We start from the raw sequence: 15,955 nt of genomic DNA, 5'->3' as shown, positions 1-15,955 counted from the left end.
GCGACATGACCAGGAACATGACCAGGAACGAGGCGGCCGAAACCTCGACGGGCACAAGCGCGGAGGTGGACTGGGACGCCGCCTCCGCCACCTTCGACGACGAGCCGGACCACGGGCTGCGCGATCCGGTGGTGCGCGAGGCGTGGGCGGCGCGGCTGGAGGCATGGCTGCCCCGGGGGGCCTGCGACGTCCTCGACCTGGGCTGCGGCACGGGCAGCCTGTCCCTCCTCGCCGCGGAGCGGGGACACCGGGTGACGGGAGTGGATCTGTCGGCGGCCATGATCGCGCTGGCCCGCGCCAAACTGGCGGGCCGTGACGCCGTGTTCCTGGTGGGTGACGCCGCGGCCCCACCGGTCGGCGAGCAGCGCTTCGACGTCGTGCTCGTCCGCCATCTGCTGTGGGCGCTGCCCGATCCCGGCCGGGCCCTGCGGCACTGGAGGGGCCTGCTGCGCCCCGGCGGGCGCCTCGTACTGGTCGAAGGCGTGTGGGGCGCCACGAGCCCGGCCGGCATCCCCGCCGACCGCCTCACCGCCCTCCTCGCCCCCCTCGCCGGGGACGTCCGCGTCGAGCGGCTGTCGGACGACGCCCGGTTGTGGGGGAGGGAGGTGGACGACGAGCGGTATGCGGTGGTGGCGGCGGACTGACCGCCCGGCTCACGCCAGCAGCGCCTCGAAGCCGCCTTCGCGGGCGAGGAGTTCGAGGCTGCCGAGGGCCCGCACGGCGGCCGTGGCGGCGTCGGGGTCGGTCCTCGCCAGGCCGCTCGCCGCGAACTCGTCCTCGTCGAGGCGCAGCACGGCCGAGCCGTCCGCGGAGCGCCACAGATCCAGATCGAGGTCCTCGACGACGAGTTGGGCGCCGGAGAGGACGGCCGGGCGGGTGATGTCGCAGTACCAGCCCTTGAGGGCGCCCTTCCCGTCGCGGACCTCCTTCACCGAGTACCAGCGGTCCCGCCAGTAGTACTCGGTGAAGACGTCACCGGGCTCGAACCGCACAAAGCCGAAGTCGCGTACGCCCTCACCCGCCCAGGGGGCGCGCACGACGATCCGGGTGCCGTCGTCGTGGACCAGTTCAGCGGGATAACGGATCTTCGTACGGCCCGCCTTGACCAGGACGACCTCCACGACGGCAGCCGGTTCAGCCGAGTTCGCGGACATAGCGCACCTCCGTCGCGCAGATCTCGTAGCCGAACCACGCGTTGACCGCGATCATCGCGCCGTTGCCCGCGTCGTTGCCCGTGAACGCCTGCGTGTACCCGGCGGCGCGGGCGCGGTGCAGGGAGTGGTTCTTGACGAGCTTGGCGAGGCCGCGGCCGCGGAACGCGCGGGCGGTGCCGGTCATCGCGGTGCCGTAGGTGGCGGCGCCGTCGGTACGCGCCAGGGTGAAGGCGGCGGGGCGCCCGTCGGCCACCGCGACCGTGGTCAGCGCGGGGTCGGACAGCGGACGCCGCCAGGTCTCCTCGAGCCATGCCTCGTAGTCGGTGAACTCCGTGTCGATGTCGCTCGGCTCGTCCGCCATCGTCTCCGCGTCCAGTTCGAACAGGGGCCGGGGGTCGTCGGCGAAGTCGGCGCCCGTGCGCAGTTCCACGCCCGGCGGGGGGTCCTGGAGCGGCGGCAGGACGCCGTTCGCCAGGTCCAGACGGAGGAAGTGCGCGGGGCGGCTCGCCCGATAGCCGTGCCGCTCCGCGAAGACCCGGTTGCCGGGGTCGTCCAGGACCCAGCACAGCAGCCTGGTCGCGCCCACGGCGGCCAGATGCTCCTCGGCGGCGCGGACGAGGAGCGATCCGGCGCCACGGCGCGTCCGCTCCGGGTGCACGTACACGTTGACGTTCCCCTGGCCGGGCTCCCGGCTGTCATGGGCGAGGTGGACCTGGGCCGTGCCGATGATCTCGCCGTCCTCCTCGGCGACGAGCGGCCGGTAGTGGGCGTCGGGGTGCATGTGGGCGGCGTCGTAAGCCAGGGCCTCGGGGCTGTACACCATGAACGGCAGGGCCCGTTGCCGGACCCGCACGAATCCCTCGGTGTCGGCCCGGACATCGGCGCGCATGTCGCGGACGATCACTGTCATATCGGCGCACCGTACGCGGGCGGAGCCGGGGGGTGCCTCTCATTTTCCGCCCCGTGCGGGAGAATCGCCCCGTGACCTTGAAGATTCACATCGACGGGAGCGCACCGCCCTACGAGCAGGTACGGGCGCAGATCTCCGAGCAGGCCCGGTCGGGGGTGCTGCCGGTGGGCCACCGGCTGCCGACCGTGCGCGGCCTGGCCGAGTCCCTCGGCCTCGCGGCCAACACGGTCGCCAAGGCGTACCGGGCACTGGAGGCGGACGGAGTGATCGAGACACGCGGGCGCAACGGAACGTTCGTGGCCGCCGCCGGCTCCGCCGCGGAGCGCGAGGCGGCGGCCGCCGCCGCCCACTATGCCGAGCGGGTGCGCCGCCTCGGCCTGAGCGAGTCCGAGGGCCTGGCGGCGATCCGGGAGGCCCTGCGGGCGGCGTACCGCGAGTAGGGGGAGGCACGGCGCGCCCGTACCGCGCCGCGGCCCGGGTGAGCGGGCGGGCGTGTGCTCAGGGCCGCGCCGGGGCCGGTGCCCGCGTCGGCAGCGTTCGCGGTGCGCGGGTTGCCCGCAGGCCCGCCGCCGTTGCGACGCGGGCGAACGCCGTCGCGTCCAGGACCGCCGCCGCATGGGGGTCGTTGTTGAAGTACGCGTAGACATCACGGCCGTCGGGCCAGGCCGCGGCGATGCGCTGCACCCAGGACGTCAGGGCCCGGCGGCCGTACCGGGGCCACGGCTCGGCGCGGCCCGCGTGGAAGCGGACATACCCCCAGTCGGTGGTCCGCCACAGCGGCGTGACCGGGCGCGAGAGCACATCGGCCCAGCACAGCGCCGCTCCCCGCGCCTCCAGCACCCCGCGCACCTCGGGCGTCCACCAGGAGTCATGGCGCGGTTCGACCGCGACCCGGGTGCCGGACGGGAAACAGGCCAGGCAGTCGTCCAGGAGCGCGGGGTCCGCGCGCAGTGTCGGCGGGAGCTGCAGCAGCACCGGCCCGAGACGGTCGCCGAGTCCGGCCGCGTGGGTCATCAGGCGGTCCACCGGCTCCTCGGGGTCCCGCAGCCGCTTGATGTGCGTCAGATAGCGGCTCGCCTTGAGGGCGACGACGAAGTCCGGCGGGGTGCGCTCGCGCCAGCTCTCGAAGACCTCGCGGGACGGCAGCCGGTAGAACGCGTTGTTGATCTCGACCGTGGCGAACCGTGCCGCGTACTCCTCCAGCCACAGCCGCACGGGCACCTGCGCCGGGTACAGGACGTCCCGCCAGTCCTTGTACTGCCACCCCGACGTGCCGACGAACAGGGTCATACCTCCATCAAAGCACCGTCCGCGCTCTCCTACAGGTACAGCCCCGCGTCCGCTTCCGCCCGCTGGTCCGGCACCGACGCCGGCGACGTCCCCCGCTGCAGCGCGTACAGCTCCGCCAGGGTCGCCCCGTCGCGGCCCACGCCCTCCTCCCGGCCCAGCCAGGTCACGGCCTCCGGGCGGGTCAGCGGGCCCACCTCGATGCGGGCCAGACAGCGTCCGGGGCGGACGACGGCCGGGTGGAGGCGCTCCAGGTCCTCGTTGGTCGTGACGCCCACCAGGACGTTCCTGCCCTGCCCCAGCAGGCCGTCCGTCAGGTTCAGCAGGCGCGACAGGGCCTGGCCCGCCGTGTGCTTCGCCTCGCCGCGGATCAGTTCGTCGCAGTCCTCCAGCAGGAGCAGGCGCCAGCGGCCCTTGCCCGTGGAGTCCTCCTCACCGATCGCGATGTCCATGAGATAGCCGACGTCGGAGAACAGGCGCTCCGGGTCCAGGACGCAGTCCACCTGGCACCAGTCGCGCCACGAGCGGGCCAGCGTGCGCAGCGCCGAGGTCTTGCCGGTGCCCGGAGGGCCGTGGAGCAGCAGCAGCCGGCCCGCGATGTCCTCCGGAGTCGTCTTCATCAGCCGGTCCATCGCGTCCGCCACCGGCGCCGTGTAGTTCGCGCGGACCTCCTCCCAGGTGCCCGCCGAGATCTGCCGGGTCGTACGGTGCGGGCCGCGTCGCGGCGACACGTACCAGAACCCCATCGTCACGTTCTCCGGCTGCGGCTCCGGCTCGTCGGCCGCGCCGTCCGTCGCCTGGTTCAGCACCTTCTCGGCCAGTTCGGCGCTGGTCGCCGTCACCGTGACGTCCGCGCCGCGGTTCCAGCGGGAGACCAGCAGCGTCCATCCGTCGCCCTCGGCGAGCGTCGCGCTGCGATCGTCGTCGCGGGCGATCCGCAGCACCCGGGCGCCCGGCGGCAGGAGCGTGGCACCGGACCGCACGCGGTCGATGTTCGCGGCGTGCGAGTACGGCTGCTCGCCCGTAGCGAAGCGGCCGAGGAACAGCGCGTCGACGACGTCGGACGGCGAGTCGCTGTCGTCGACGTTGAGCCGGATCGGCAGAGCGTCGTATGGGTTCGCAGACATGCCGCCATGATCCGTCACACGGGAGCCCCGTGCACCCGGTTTCCGCGGTCCGCCGGGAGTGTCGGCCGTGTCCCGTGCTTCCGGTCCATCCCGTACGTCCTGTTACCGGGCTGTCGCACGACGCAATCTGTCGTCCGGCGGACGCGCCCCGTTACTGTTGCCCCTGATGGGATGTCATGGGTGGAATTCGGGGACACTGCGGTGGCGCCTCACCGCACTGCTCGGCGTGGGTGCGGCCGCTCTGGCCCTGGTGGTGACGCTGGTCAGCACACTGCCCGGCAACGGCGCGAGCACCACAGGGACCACCCCCGACGGCGACAAGGTGCACGGCACGCCCGCCCCCGTGCCCGAACGGACCGGACCGGACGTGGGCTGGGGCTTCACCCACACCCAGTACAGCGCCGACCAGGGCAGCGCCGGCGCCACCGCGCGCGTCGAGGGGCTGCTGTCGCGGACGGCGCTGCCGCAGAACCAGCACATCATGGGCTGGGGCGCGGACAACCCCGAGCCGGTCAAGGGCCGTTACGACTTCGAGGCGATGGACCGCCGCATCGACTTCGTCCGCGCGTCGGGCGGCACGCCCGTCGTCACCCTGTGCTGTGCCCCCGACTGGATGAAGGGCGGCACGGCGGGCGCCGGGAACACCGACTGGAGCCAGTCCGCCCTGGAGACCGCCCCGACGCCCGACCACTACGAGGACTTCGCCGCCCTCGCCGCGACCGTCGCCAGGCGCTACCCGGACGTGCGCCACTTCATCGTCTGGAACGAGTTCAAGGGCTTCTGGAACGACTCCGAGGGCCGCTGGGACCACGAGGGCTACACCAGGCTGTACAACCTGGTCTACAAGGCGCTCAAGAAGGTCAACGACAAGATCATGGTGGGTGGGCCCTACCTCGTCATGGACAGCGTCGACCCGCGGCAGAAACAGGACGCCTCCACGACCGTGCGGGGCCCGTGGGGCGCCATGGACCAGCGGGTCCTGGACGCCTTCGACTACTGGAACGAGCACAAGTCGGGAGCCGACTTCGTCGTCGTGGACGGCTCCAGCTACACCAGGGACGACGACCTGCTGCCCGACGAGTTCGCGGCCACCGACAAGCTCACGGCCGTCGGCGCGTGGGTGCGGCGGCGGACCGGGGGCCTGCCGCTGTGGTGGGCCGAGTACTACGTCGAACCGGGCGACGCCAACGACGGCCGCACGGGCTGGAGCGAGGACCACCGCGTCGCCGTGCAGGCGGCCGGAATGATCGCCATGGTCGAGGGCGGCGCCTCCTCCGGCTTCTACTGGAACCCCGAGGCACGCAGGGGCACGGACTGCGCCGGCTGTCTGTGGACCCCGACCGACACCGCCGGCGGCGGCCGGGCGCTGCCCATGTACGACCTGGTCTCCCGCTTCGGCAGGGAGTTCCCGCCGGGCACGGTGTACCGGACGGTGCCGGTCGCCCCGGACGACGTGCCCAATGTCCGCGTGCTCGCCACCGACAAGGCCGTCCTCGTGGTGAACACGCTCGACCGGACGATCAGCGCGCGGATCGACGGCAAGCGGTTCGACATGAGGGCGTACCAGGTGACGTGGCTACGGCGGTGACGTGGCCACCGCCGTGCCTCCTAGCCCTTCCCCATCGTCAGGAACCGCTGCACCAGCGAGGCCAGCAGCAGCGCCAGCAGCGGCAGCGAGAACCAGAAGCTGCTCTGCAGCCACCGAAGCCGCCGCACACCCGGCCGCACCGCGACCCGTACCACCTCGCGCGCGGTGAGCAGCAGCACCAGCGCCACGGCCGCGAGCCCCCCGACGACCGACCACGGGGTCCAGGTCACCCGCGGGCCGATCGGGCCCGGCCGGGGCTTCGCGACCTCGCCCACCGGCTGGCTGCGCAGGGTGTACAGGGTCACGTCGTCGTTGGCGAGGACCTTCTTCAGCTCCCGGCGCCCGTCCAGGTTCGCGATCAGCCGCCTCTCCCAGGTCGCCGAGTAGCCGACGTCGAGCCGGAGATAGGTCACCTGACCGCGGTTGACCATGAGGTACGAGTTCGGGCCCGCGTCCTTGAGCGACTTGACAAGGCCGGACACCAGCACCGGATCGGCGGGCGCGAGCGTCGGCACGTACTGGACCTTCTCCATGTCCTTCGCGCCCCACGGCATCGCCGGCGTCACGTTGTCGACCGTGTCGTTGCTCAGCCACAGCAGCCGTACCGTCGGGTCGTCGTGCGCGTACACGTAGTCCATGGCCGTGACCTCGCCCGGGCGGATCCGCTCGAACGGCTCGTTGCCCCAGCGGGCCACCAGGAACCCGCCCATCAGCACCAGGCCCGCCAGGAGGGCGGCGACCGGGGCGAGGCTCACCCGGTCCCTGTCCCGCTCGTCGGCCGTCACACCGGTACGCGGGAAGAGCGCGAGCCCGCCGAGCAGGGCCGCTCCCGGCAGCGCGAACATGAAGACACGCAGCGCCATCTCGCCGCCGTACGACTGCATGCCGAAGCCCAGGAACGGCACGAAGGTGAGCACCAGCAGCGACCGCTCGCGGTACTTGTGGTCGCGTCGCCGCCACCAGCCCCAGCACGCCAGGGCCATCACCCCGCCCGCGAGCAGCACGCGCGCGTAGAGCACGAGCTTGTGCGTCGAACTGCCGCCCTGGATGCGGCCGGAGACGGACGTCGACACATTGCTGCCGACGCCCCCGACCCCGCCGAACAGATCACTGAAGTGCCCCGACCAGTACGGCTCGGCCATGAACCCGACCCAGAACGCCACCAGCACGGCGAACAGGACGGGCAGCCCGCGCAGTTCGGAGCGGCCGGCCAGGACCAGCGCCGCGAGCACGCCCAGCATCACGAACGGGGTGAGCTGGTGAGCCGGGACGCACGCCGCGAACAGGCCGATGAGCACCATCAGCAGCACGGCCCGCCGGCTGCGGTCGGCCGGCTCCACCTCCGCCTCGCCGGGACGCACCGTCGCCCAGACCACGTGCGGCGCGCGGAACCACACCAGCAGGATCGCCACGAAGACCAGATAGAGCAGATAGGTGAAGCCCTGCGGGGAGAAGTAGTCCTGGCCGACCCAGCCGCTGAGCACGAAGATCCACACACCGGCCCACTTGGCGCGCCAGCCCGCGCGCAGGGAGCGCAGCAGCAGGAACACCGGTGCCAGGTAGAGGAGCTGTACGGCCGTCGGCCACCAGCGGATGACCTCGGTCAGGTCGGTGACCCCGCAGGCCCTGGCCACGAACGCGGCCGCCGCGAAGAAGCCCGGCCAGCTCCAGCGCGCGTCCAGGTACGGTACGGCCGACCCGGTCCGGTCGATGTAGTCGAGGAAGCCGAGGTGCTGCCACGCCGTCGCGAACCGCGGCTCGGTCTCGATCACCGCGGGCAGCGCGTGCAGCGACACGACCGTGGCGAGCAGCGTGACCAGCAGCAGGCCCCTGGACTCGCGGCCGCGCCACAGCAGCGCGGCGAAGACCACGACGAGCAGTGCCGCCCCGGCGAGGGTGGGCACCGGCAGGACCGAGATCAGGCCCAGGCCGCCCATCCGGTCGAGCGAGGCGTCGTCCAGTCTCAGTGCGGGGACCCAGTAGAGCAGGAGCGCCGAGACGAGCAGACAGCCGAGCACGAGCGCTCCGCCCGGAGGACCGGAAGAGGGCGGGGGCTTCGGCGGCCGCGGGTCGTCCGGCGGCCTGGCCGGCCGCTCGCGCTCCTCGCGTACCGCCGGCGTCCCCGTGGGCGGGGTGCCCGGACCCGGGCGTACGTCCGGGCGGCGCTCCTGGTGGTCGAAGTCCGCGTGGATGCCGAGTGCGAGCGTGTCGGCGTCGAGCTTCTTCGCCCAGGAGGGGCCGCGCCTGGGCGCGGGGACCTCGCGCGTCCCCAGGTCGGCGAGGTCCCCGTCCGGTGCCGCGTCCTCGGGTACGGCGTCCGCGGGCGCGGTGCGCACGATCCTGAACAGCCTCGGCGCGGCGATCAGCACGATCACCGAGAGGCTGGAGATCTCCGCGACGCCCGCGCCGGTCAGCCCCATGCGGGGCAGCAGCAGCACGGTCAGGCCCAGTACCAGGACGCACAGCAGCCCCTGGAGATAGGCCAGTGGGGAGGTGCGGCTCTGGGCGCGCAGCACCGCGAAGTAGGTCTCCATCACCACCCGCAGCAGCGCGCCGACCGCGAACCAGCGCAGCAGCGGGGCCGCCGCGTGGGCGTAGCCCTCGCCGAAGACACGCAGGATGAGGGGCGCGCCGAGAAACAGCAGCGCGCACACCGGCAGCATGATCCGGGCCATGCGCCGCAGCGCCGCCCGGGTGTTGGCGGCGAGCCGTGCCGGATCGTGCGAGCCCTCGACGGTGAGGGAGGCGCCCATGTTGATGGCGAGCAGGTTGACCGTGCCGCCGATGGTGGTGGTGATGTAGAAGTACGCGTTGTCCTCGGAGCTGACCTGTGCGGCCACGATCACGGGGACCAGGTAGACCACGGCGAGCGAGAACAGCGAGCCGGTGTAGTCGCCGGCCAGGAACCGGCCGATCTCCTTCAGCGAGGGCGGGTGGGCGTGCCCCTCGGTCGCCCCCACGTGCCGGGGCACCAGGCGCCGGAACACCAGCCAGCCCAGGGGCACCACGGAGGTGGCGATGGCCGCGATCCAGGAGACGAAGACGCCGGTCGCCGGGATGGCCGCGGCCAGCCCGATGAGCAGCGCCAGCTTCACCGCCGAGAACACGGTGTTGCCCGCCGGCACCCACAGCGCGCTGCGCAGCCCGGTCAGCACCCCGTCCTGGAGCGTGAGCAGGTTCCAGGCGACGACGGCCGCGATGAAGCCGAGCCCGTTCACGGGGCCGTGCAGGAAACGGTAGGAGGGCCCCCATGTGTCCAGCGTCAGCAGGAAGACCCCGGCGGCGAGCGCCACGACCAGGCAACTGCCCGCGTACGTACGGAAGATGAGCCGGCCGGTGGTGCGTCCGGAGACCGGGACGAAGCGCGCCAGGGCCCCGGTCAAAGTGACCGCGGTGAGCCCGGCGAGGAGCTTCATCGCGGCGATCGCGGCCGAGCCCTGGCCGACCGCGGCGTCGGAGTAGTAGCGCGCCGCGACCAGCCAGTAGCCGAGGCCGAGCACCGCGGAGATACCGGTGTTGAGCATCAGGGCGTAGGCGTTGCGGAACAACTGGCTGCCTCCGCCGGCCCCGCCGCGTCCGGGCAGGCGCAGGCGGCGGCCGGAGCGGTCGGGCGCCGCGGTCGGGGTCGGTGATGCCTGGGCTGTGGTGGTCGTGTCAGACACGGGAACGGATGGCCTTCCGGCGGACCTGGCGTGCTCTGCGGACCATGGCGTACCCCTTGGTGAGGGCGCGGTCCCTGGCGAAGGCGCGGGCGATCGAACGGCCTTGGACGAGCCGCTCGAACTCCTCGGCGCCGGTGCTGCGGCGCACGGTGACCCGCTGCAGCGCGTAGGGGCCCTGGCGGCGGCGCGCGAGCCCGTTGCCGACGGCGAGCGACTGCCGGTAGCCCGAGGCGCGCACCGTGCGGCGCACCCGGCGGCTGGAGTAGCCGTACGGGTAGGCGAACGACTCCGGCGGGGCGCCCAGTTCGTCGGCGATGATGTCCCTGCAGCGCAGCAGCTCGTACCGGAGCGCGTCGTCGGAGAGCTGGTCGAGCTGCGGATGGGTGTGGCTGTGCCCGCCGATCTCGGCCCCCGCGCCCGCGAGGTCGCGGACCTGGTCCCAGTCCAGCATGGTGTCCAGGCCGCCGCCGGTGTCGTAGGCGCCGCGGATCCAGCCGGTCGAGACGAACAGGGTGGAGGCGAAGCCGCGCCGGGCGAGCACCGGGAGGGCGTGCCGGTGCACGCCCTCGTAGCCGTCGTCGAAGGTGATCAGGACGGGCCGCTCGGGCAGCGGGCCGCCCTCCCGCCAGCTCCTCGCCAGTGCCGCCGTGGTGACGGGCGTGCAGCCCAGGTCCGCGAGCAGGGCCATCTGCTCCGCGAAGGCGCCGGGTGCCACCGACAGGCCGCGCGTGGCCTTGTTGGGTTCCTCCGCGACCGAGTGGTACATGAGGATGGGCACGGCCCGGTCGTTCATGGTGCGCCCCCCTCGCCGTCCGGGGTCCGGCCGACCGGGACCACCGAGAACTGCGCCCCGCTCCTGCGTGCCCGAACGCTCCCCAGGACGTACCCGCCCGCCGCGGTGAGCACGCCGGCGACGATCGCGCCGGCCCGGCCCGCTCCGCCGGGGCGGGCCAGCAGGGTGTCGCGCAGCCCCCGGGCCACCCCGAGGGGCAGGACGCGGGTGGTGTAGCGGCGCTCCGACCGGAGCCCCTCGGCGGGGCCGACGCTGCGGGCCACCAGCGCCTTGGACAGGCCCTCGGCGTAGGTGCGGGCGCGGAAGTACGCGAAGTGCTCGCGCGGTTCGGGCACCCGGTGGTGGATCACCGCCCGGTCGTCGATCAGCAGGACGGCGTCGGGCCTGGCCCGGGTCAGGCGGACGCACAGCTCCGTCTCCTCGCAGCCCAGCGGTCGCCGGTCGCCGTCGCGCCCGATGCCGGTGGCGAAGCCGCCCGCCGCCTCGAAGGCCGTGCGGCGGAAGGAGGCGTTGCCGCCGAGGACGTTGCGCACCCGGATCAGGCCGGGCGGCAGTCCGCGGTAGGTGCAGCCCACCACCCAGTCGAACTCCTCCGGGAACCAGGCCGGGCGGCGGCCCGATGCCCAGATCGGCATCGTGCGGCCGCCGACGGCCATCACACGTGGGTCCTCGTACCCCGCGGCGAAGTGCCTCAGCCAGTCGCGCTCGGCCACGGCGTCGTCGTCGAGGAACGCGACGATCTCCCCGCGCGAGGCGGCGATGCCGGTGTTGCGGCCCGCGGACAGGCCGCGGGGGCCCGCGTTGGCGAGCACCCGGACCTCCCCGGCATCCCTGTACTCCCCGGCCAGCCGTTCCAGCAGGGTCTCGTTGTGGTCCACGACCAGCAGCGTCTCGCGCGGCGGGCGGGACTGCGCCCGCACCGAGGCGACCGCGGCGAGGATGTCCTCCCAGCGGTCCTCGGTGTAGACGCAGATCACCACGGAGATGTCCGGACCGCTCAAGACACCTCTCCCTGCCCCGAGTCGAGCGCGGTCGCATGAGGGCGGCGGCGCAGCGCACGCCGGTTGGAGCGCTCCTTGAGGATCACCTTGAGCACCCGGAACCCGTCGCGCACCGCCCGCAGATTGCTCGTGCCGTGGATGCGGAGGTACTCGTGGCTGGGAATCTCCTGCACCTTCAGACCCGCCTTGACCACCCGGATGTTCATCAGGGTCTCGACCTCGAAGCCCGTGCAGTCGAGGTCGATCTCGTCGAGGCAGTGCCGCCAGAACGCGTTGTATCCGTAGCAGAGGTCGGTGTAGCGGGCGCCGAACTTGGCGTTGACGATCGCGCACAGCACCCGGTTGCCCAGTCTGCGGACGGGGGTCATGTCGGAGGTGCCGCCGCCGTTGGCGAACCGTGAGCCCTTCGCGAAGTCGGCGCCGGACACCAGGGCGGAGACGTAACTGACGATCTCCTGGCCGTCGGCCGAGCCGTCCGCGTCGACCATCACGATGATGTCGCCGGTGCACGCCTGGAACCCGGTGATCAGGGCATCCCCCTTGCCCTTGCCCCGCTGTCCGACGACCTTCACCTCCGGCCACAGCGCACGCGCGACCTCGACGGTGTCGTCGGTGGAATTGCCGTCGACGAGCACCACTTCGTGTATCCACTCGGGAAGCGTCTTGAAGACGTAGGGCAGGTTCTCCGCCTCGTTCATGGCGGGGATCACGACACTCACCGGCGGTGCGATGGCCAGGTGAGTGGAGACGGGCCGGTACTTTCCCGGCGTTAACGGATCCTGGCCCGGGAAAGCCGGGCGCAGCACAGAGCTCATGGTCTGGTCCCTCTCGTCCGGTGGACCGCCCGCCCCTGGGCGGTCCGGCTTCGTGTCCGGTTCGAAAGGGGGGTTCTCACTCACGACATGCCGAAAGGATCTCCGTACAGGCCGGGTGAGCTGGCAAACCTGGCCGTCTGCCGGGAAGACGGCAGCCGACCGCGCGGCACGGCTCGGCCCGACGTGGCCACCGAGCACGGCACCCCCCTACCGCGCCCCGCGCCGGAACCATCGCGGTACCTGAGCCCTCCCCTGGAGCCGCTTGATGATGGACCGATGCGGGTGGATGTACGACGGTATTGACGATTGCGACTTTATGGCAAGACCTGCGGTGTCCCCCTCATTTTTATTGGTATGACCGTTACTTGATATCTCGAACGGATTTTCCTCATCCGTTTGAGGCAGGGCCGGCCTGCGCGGAGAATTCCGGCCGCGTCGGCCGTCCCATGGTCAGGCCGCTCCTCCCGCCGCACGGCGGCGCCGCCGTCGTGCCAGTACCAGCAGGAGAACGACGCAGCTGATCACGGTCACCGCGAGGATTCCGCCCCGGACCGACCACCGGTGCACCGCCAGCATGCCCTGGGCGACGAGCAGGTCGACCGCGATCGCTCCCGCGACGGACACCACGGCTCGGGCCGCCGGGTCCAGGCCGCGCAGGGCGGCTCCCACGGCCGTCGCCGGTGCGGCGAGCAGGAAGAACAAGGTGAACGGGCCGCGCAGCGGTGAACCCGCGTCGACGAGCGCGAGGATGGCGCCGACCGCTGCGACGGTGAACGCCGCGCCCCCGAGCAAGGGGATCAGGTCCCTCCCCGGATCCCGTCCAGGGCGCCCGTCCCCGCCTGATGAAGGTGGCTTGATACGTAAGGTCTGCATTGGCGACTTTGCCCCCCGAAGCGCCGGATGCCGGGCTTCAATGTCGCGCAGCGAAGAGGGGGTCGTCAAGACGCGCAAGCGGTGGGCGCGTGTTCCGGTCCGCCTTTGATCCGAGGGGTCTTTAAGCGCGCCTTTAGATGTCATGGGCATGCTTGCCAGCTCGGCGCCCCAGGTGAGCGGCCTGTTCGGCGCTGACCGGTCTTCAACAATGTTGGCATGAACACTTCCAGTCAACACGCGTAGCTGGTACCAAAGTTGACGCAGAGATCCTGCTAAAGGGAGGTTCCATGAGACGTTTCCGACTTACCGCATACGTGACTTCACTCTTCCTTGCCATCGGACTGGCCCTGGCCGGGGCCGGCACGGCGCAGGCGGCGGGCGTCAACTACGTTGCCCTCGGCGACTCCTACTCCTCGGGCGTCGGTGCGGGCAGCTACACCAGCGAGAGCGGCGACTGCAAGCGCAGCACGAAGGCATACCCCTACCTGTGGCAGGCCGCCCATTCACCGGCCTCGTTCAGTTTCCTGGCGTGCTCGGGCGCCGTCACGACCGACGTGATCAACAACCAGCTCGGCACCCTCAACTCCGCGACCAACCTCGTCTCCATCAGCATCGGCGGCAACGACGCGGGCTTCGCCGACGTCATGCTCACCTGCGTGCTCGGGAACGACAACGACTGCCTGTCGCGGATCGCGACGGCCAGGGCATACGTCGACTCCACCCTGCCCGGCCGGCTGGACACCGTGTACTCGGCGATCAGCGCCAAGGCACCCTCGGCGCACGTCGTCGTCCTCGGCTACCCCCGCTTCTACAAGCTCGGTACGTCCTGCGTCGGACTGTCCGAGACCAAGCGGGCCGCGATCAACGACGCGTCCGACTACATGAACGCGGCGATCGCCAAGCGCGCGGCCGACCACGGCTTCACCTTCGGTGACGTCCGCACCACCTTCAGCGGCCACGAGATCTGCTCCGGCAGCCCCTGGCTGCACAGCGTCAACTGGCTGAACATCGGCGAGTCCTACCACCCGACCGCGGGCGGCCAGTCCGGCGGCTACCTGCCCGTGCTCAACAGCGCGGCCTGACGGTCGGGAAGAACCGGCCCGACGGTCAGGAAGAAGAAGGGGAGGCCCCGTCCGTCGGGGTCTCCGTTCCGCACGTCACCGAGAACGGCACGGAACCGGACGTGACGTGCACCGGATCGCGCACCTCGACGCCGATCTCGTTGCGGATGGTTCCGCCCGTCTCGTACGCGGTGACGATGACCCGCGTCTGCTTGGTCCTCCCGTCGCCCTCGGCGAACGACAGCGTCCTCCAGCCCGGATCCGACACCTGCCCCGTCCGGGTGACCCAGCGGTAGGACACGTCGACGGGAACGCTGCCCACCGTGAACGTCGCCGTGAACGTGGGCGCCTGCGCCTCCGGTGGAGGGCAGGCGCCGGAGTAGTCGGTGTGCGTGCCCGTGACCGTCACCCGGACGTACTGGGCGGGCGGGCTCGTCGTGCGACCGCCGCCGGTGCCCGAAGCGGAGCCGCCGGTGGGAGCGGTGGCCGTGCCGGTGCTCTCCCGCCCGCTGCCCGGACTCCCGCCGCCCGCGCCCGCGTCGGCGGGCCCGCTGCTCGTACCGGCCTTGCCCGCACCGCCGTTGTCACGGTTCATCAGGGCGTACGTCAGCCCCGCGGCGGCGAGCGCGAGGGCGGTCACGCCCGCGACCAGGGCGACGGCCGCCCGGCGGTCGCGCGGGCGGCCCGCGGGCGCGGGCGGGGCGAGCGGCGCGGTCCGGGCGGGCCCGCGTCCCGGCAGGGGCGTGGTGGGCGGCTCCGCCGGGCCGGGGAAGGCCGCGACGGTCGGCGTGTACGCGGAGGCGCCGGTGCGGGGGACGCCGGCGGGGGCGCCGCCCGCGGCGACGGCCCGCAGCTCCCGCTCCGCCCCTTCTGCGGAGATCCGCTCCGCCGGGTCCTTGCGCAGCAGCCCCTCGATCACCGGGGCCAGCGGGCCGGCCCGGCGGGGCGGCGGCAACTCCTCGTCGACGACGGCCCGCAGCGTGCTCAGCGGGGTGTTCTGCCGGAACGGCGAATTGCCCTCGACCGCCGCGTACAGCAGCACGCCCAGCGACCACAGATCGGACTGCGGGCCCGGCGTGCGCCCGAGCGCCCGCTCCGGCGCCAGGAACTCGGGCGAGCCGATGACCTCGCCGGTCATGGTCAGTGCGGAGCTGCCCTCCACGGTGGCGATGCCGAAGTCCGTCAGCACCACCCGGCCGTCGTTCGCCAGCAGGACGTTGGCCGGCTTGACATCGCGGTGCAGCACCCCCACCGCGTGCGCGGCGCGCAGGGCGGCGAGCACCTCGGCGCCGATGTGCGCGGCCCGCTGCGGAGTGATCGGGCCCTCCGCGTCCAGCAGGTCCGACAGGGCGATGCCGCGGACCAGCTCCATCACGATCCAGGGACGGCCGTCCTCGGTGGCCACGTCGTACACCGTCACCACGTTCCGGTTCGCGACCCTGGCGGCCGCCCACGCCTCGCGCTCCAGCCGCGCGTACATGCGCTCGACGTCGGCCGCCGCAAGCCCGGCCGGGGCGCGCACCTCCTTGACGGCCACCTCGCGGTGCAGGACCTCGTCACGCGCCCGCCACACCGTGCCCATACCGCCCTGGCCGAGCGGGGACGACAGGCGGTAGCGCCCCGCGATCACACGTTCATGGCCGGCTTCTTCGGACACGGGCGTCCCCCATTCGCATCCGCGCGA

General features: G+C 72.4%; 14 protein-coding genes. 4 read left to right on the top strand and 10 right to left on the bottom strand.

Features of this window, described 5'->3' with window-relative positions; translation table 11 throughout:
- Positions 1–5 precede the first annotated feature (5 nt).
- Positions 6–644 carry a class I SAM-dependent methyltransferase gene (locus ACZ79I_RS07680; RefSeq protein ID WP_471495392.1) on the top strand — a complete coding sequence of 213 codons (639 nt, stop codon included), beginning with the start codon at positions 6–8 and terminating at the stop codon, positions 642–644.
- Between the two features lie 9 nt (positions 645–653).
- Here the strand turns inward: ACZ79I_RS07680 and ACZ79I_RS07675 are convergent, their stop codons facing one another.
- Together ACZ79I_RS07675 and ACZ79I_RS07670 are read right to left on the bottom strand one after the other, a co-directional pair.
- Positions 654–1,154 (bottom strand): ribonuclease FAU-1 family protein, encoded by a 501-nt coding sequence (locus tag ACZ79I_RS07675; RefSeq protein ID WP_471495390.1) that lies wholly within the window; start codon positions 1,152–1,154, stop codon positions 654–656.
- Positions 1,135–2,064 carry a GNAT family N-acetyltransferase gene (locus tag ACZ79I_RS07670; protein WP_471495388.1) on the bottom strand — a complete coding sequence of 310 codons (930 nt, stop codon included), beginning with the start codon at positions 2,062–2,064 and terminating at the stop codon, positions 1,135–1,137. Before ACZ79I_RS07670 ends, ACZ79I_RS07675 begins: the two co-directional genes overlap by 20 nt.
- 71 nt (positions 2,065–2,135) lie before the next feature.
- Between ACZ79I_RS07670 and ACZ79I_RS07665 the strand changes: the two genes are divergently transcribed.
- On the top strand, positions 2,136–2,504 hold the full coding sequence (locus ACZ79I_RS07665) for a GntR family transcriptional regulator (RefSeq protein WP_471495386.1): 369 nt from the start codon (positions 2,136–2,138) through the stop codon (positions 2,502–2,504).
- Positions 2,505–2,562: 58 nt separating this feature from the next.
- Here the strand turns inward: ACZ79I_RS07665 and ACZ79I_RS07660 are convergent, their stop codons facing one another.
- Positions 2,563–3,354: a DUF72 domain-containing protein gene (locus ACZ79I_RS07660; RefSeq protein ID WP_471495384.1), complete on the bottom strand. Its 792-nt coding sequence runs from the start codon at positions 3,352–3,354 to the stop codon at positions 2,563–2,565.
- A gap of 29 nt (positions 3,355–3,383) precedes the next feature.
- Positions 3,384–4,478, bottom strand: a complete 1,095-nt coding sequence (locus ACZ79I_RS07655; RefSeq protein WP_471495382.1) for a DUF5925 domain-containing protein — start codon at positions 4,476–4,478, stop codon at positions 3,384–3,386.
- A gap of 166 nt (positions 4,479–4,644) precedes the next feature.
- On the opposite strand from ACZ79I_RS07655, the gene ACZ79I_RS07650 reads away from it, so the two are divergent.
- The gene (locus tag ACZ79I_RS07650) at positions 4,645–6,066 is read left to right on the top strand and encodes a GH39 family glycosyl hydrolase (RefSeq protein WP_471495380.1); all 1,422 of its coding nucleotides are present in this window, start codon (positions 4,645–4,647) and stop codon (positions 6,064–6,066) included.
- Positions 6,067–6,086: 20 nt separating this feature from the next.
- On the opposite strand, the gene ACZ79I_RS07645 is transcribed toward ACZ79I_RS07650, so the two are convergent.
- The 5 genes from ACZ79I_RS07645 to ACZ79I_RS07625 all read right to left on the bottom strand — a co-directional run bounded on the left by ACZ79I_RS07645 (position 6,087) and on the right by ACZ79I_RS07625 (position 13,129).
- Entirely contained in the window at positions 6,087–9,728 is a 3,642-nt protein-coding gene (locus ACZ79I_RS07645; RefSeq protein WP_471495378.1) for a lipopolysaccharide biosynthesis protein, read from the bottom strand.
- Positions 9,721–10,521 carry a polysaccharide deacetylase family protein gene (locus ACZ79I_RS07640; RefSeq protein WP_471495376.1) on the bottom strand — a complete coding sequence of 267 codons (801 nt, stop codon included), beginning with the start codon at positions 10,519–10,521 and terminating at the stop codon, positions 9,721–9,723. The genes ACZ79I_RS07645 and ACZ79I_RS07640 overlap by 8 nt, the downstream gene beginning before the upstream one ends.
- Positions 10,518–11,522 (bottom strand): glycosyltransferase family 2 protein, encoded by a 1,005-nt coding sequence (locus tag ACZ79I_RS07635; RefSeq protein ID WP_471495374.1) that lies wholly within the window; start codon positions 11,520–11,522, stop codon positions 10,518–10,520. Before ACZ79I_RS07635 ends, ACZ79I_RS07640 begins: the two co-directional genes overlap by 4 nt.
- Positions 11,519–12,337: a glycosyltransferase family 2 protein gene (locus tag ACZ79I_RS07630; RefSeq protein WP_471495372.1), complete on the bottom strand. Its 819-nt coding sequence runs from the start codon at positions 12,335–12,337 to the stop codon at positions 11,519–11,521. The genes ACZ79I_RS07635 and ACZ79I_RS07630 overlap by 4 nt, the downstream gene beginning before the upstream one ends.
- Positions 12,338–12,787: 450 nt before the next feature.
- On the bottom strand, positions 12,788–13,129 hold the full coding sequence (locus ACZ79I_RS07625) for a hypothetical protein (protein WP_471495370.1): 342 nt from the start codon (positions 13,127–13,129) through the stop codon (positions 12,788–12,790).
- Between the two features lie 368 nt (positions 13,130–13,497).
- Between ACZ79I_RS07625 and ACZ79I_RS07620 the strand changes: the two genes are divergently transcribed.
- A complete protein-coding gene (locus ACZ79I_RS07620) occupies positions 13,498–14,292 on the top strand; it encodes an SGNH/GDSL hydrolase family protein (protein ID WP_471495368.1) in 795 nt (264 codons plus the stop codon).
- 25 nt (positions 14,293–14,317) lie between these two features.
- On the opposite strand, the gene ACZ79I_RS07615 is transcribed toward ACZ79I_RS07620, so the two are convergent.
- Entirely contained in the window at positions 14,318–15,928 is a 1,611-nt protein-coding gene (locus tag ACZ79I_RS07615; protein ID WP_471495366.1) for a serine/threonine-protein kinase, read from the bottom strand.
- Positions 15,929–15,955: the final 27 nt, after the last annotated feature.

This window comes from Streptomyces sp. PSU-S4-23, assembly GCF_055632315.1.
The sequence above is the reverse complement of the archived record's forward strand: the minus strand, read 5'-3'. Positions and strand labels throughout refer to the sequence as shown.

Coding starts and splice junctions, on each gene's coding strand:
- ACZ79I_RS07670 (WP_471495388.1), bottom strand. CDS start 2,064: ATGACAGTGATCGTCCGCGACATGCGCGCCGATGTCCGGGCCGACACC.
- ACZ79I_RS07675 (WP_471495390.1), bottom strand. CDS start 1,154: ATGTCCGCGAACTCGGCTGAACCGGCTGCCGTCGTGGAGGTCGTCCTG.
- ACZ79I_RS07660 (WP_471495384.1), bottom strand. CDS start 3,354: ATGACCCTGTTCGTCGGCACGTCGGGGTGGCAGTACAAGGACTGGCGG.
- ACZ79I_RS07630 (WP_471495372.1), bottom strand. CDS start 12,337: ATGAGCTCTGTGCTGCGCCCGGCTTTCCCGGGCCAGGATCCGTTAACG.
- ACZ79I_RS07655 (WP_471495382.1), bottom strand. CDS start 4,478: ATGTCTGCGAACCCATACGACGCTCTGCCGATCCGGCTCAACGTCGAC.
- ACZ79I_RS07680 (WP_471495392.1), top strand. CDS start 6: ATGACCAGGAACATGACCAGGAACGAGGCGGCCGAAACCTCGACGGGC.
- ACZ79I_RS07640 (WP_471495376.1), bottom strand. CDS start 10,521: ATGAACGACCGGGCCGTGCCCATCCTCATGTACCACTCGGTCGCGGAG.
- ACZ79I_RS07650 (WP_471495380.1), top strand. CDS start 4,645: ATGGGATGTCATGGGTGGAATTCGGGGACACTGCGGTGGCGCCTCACC.
- ACZ79I_RS07620 (WP_471495368.1), top strand. CDS start 13,498: ATGAGACGTTTCCGACTTACCGCATACGTGACTTCACTCTTCCTTGCC.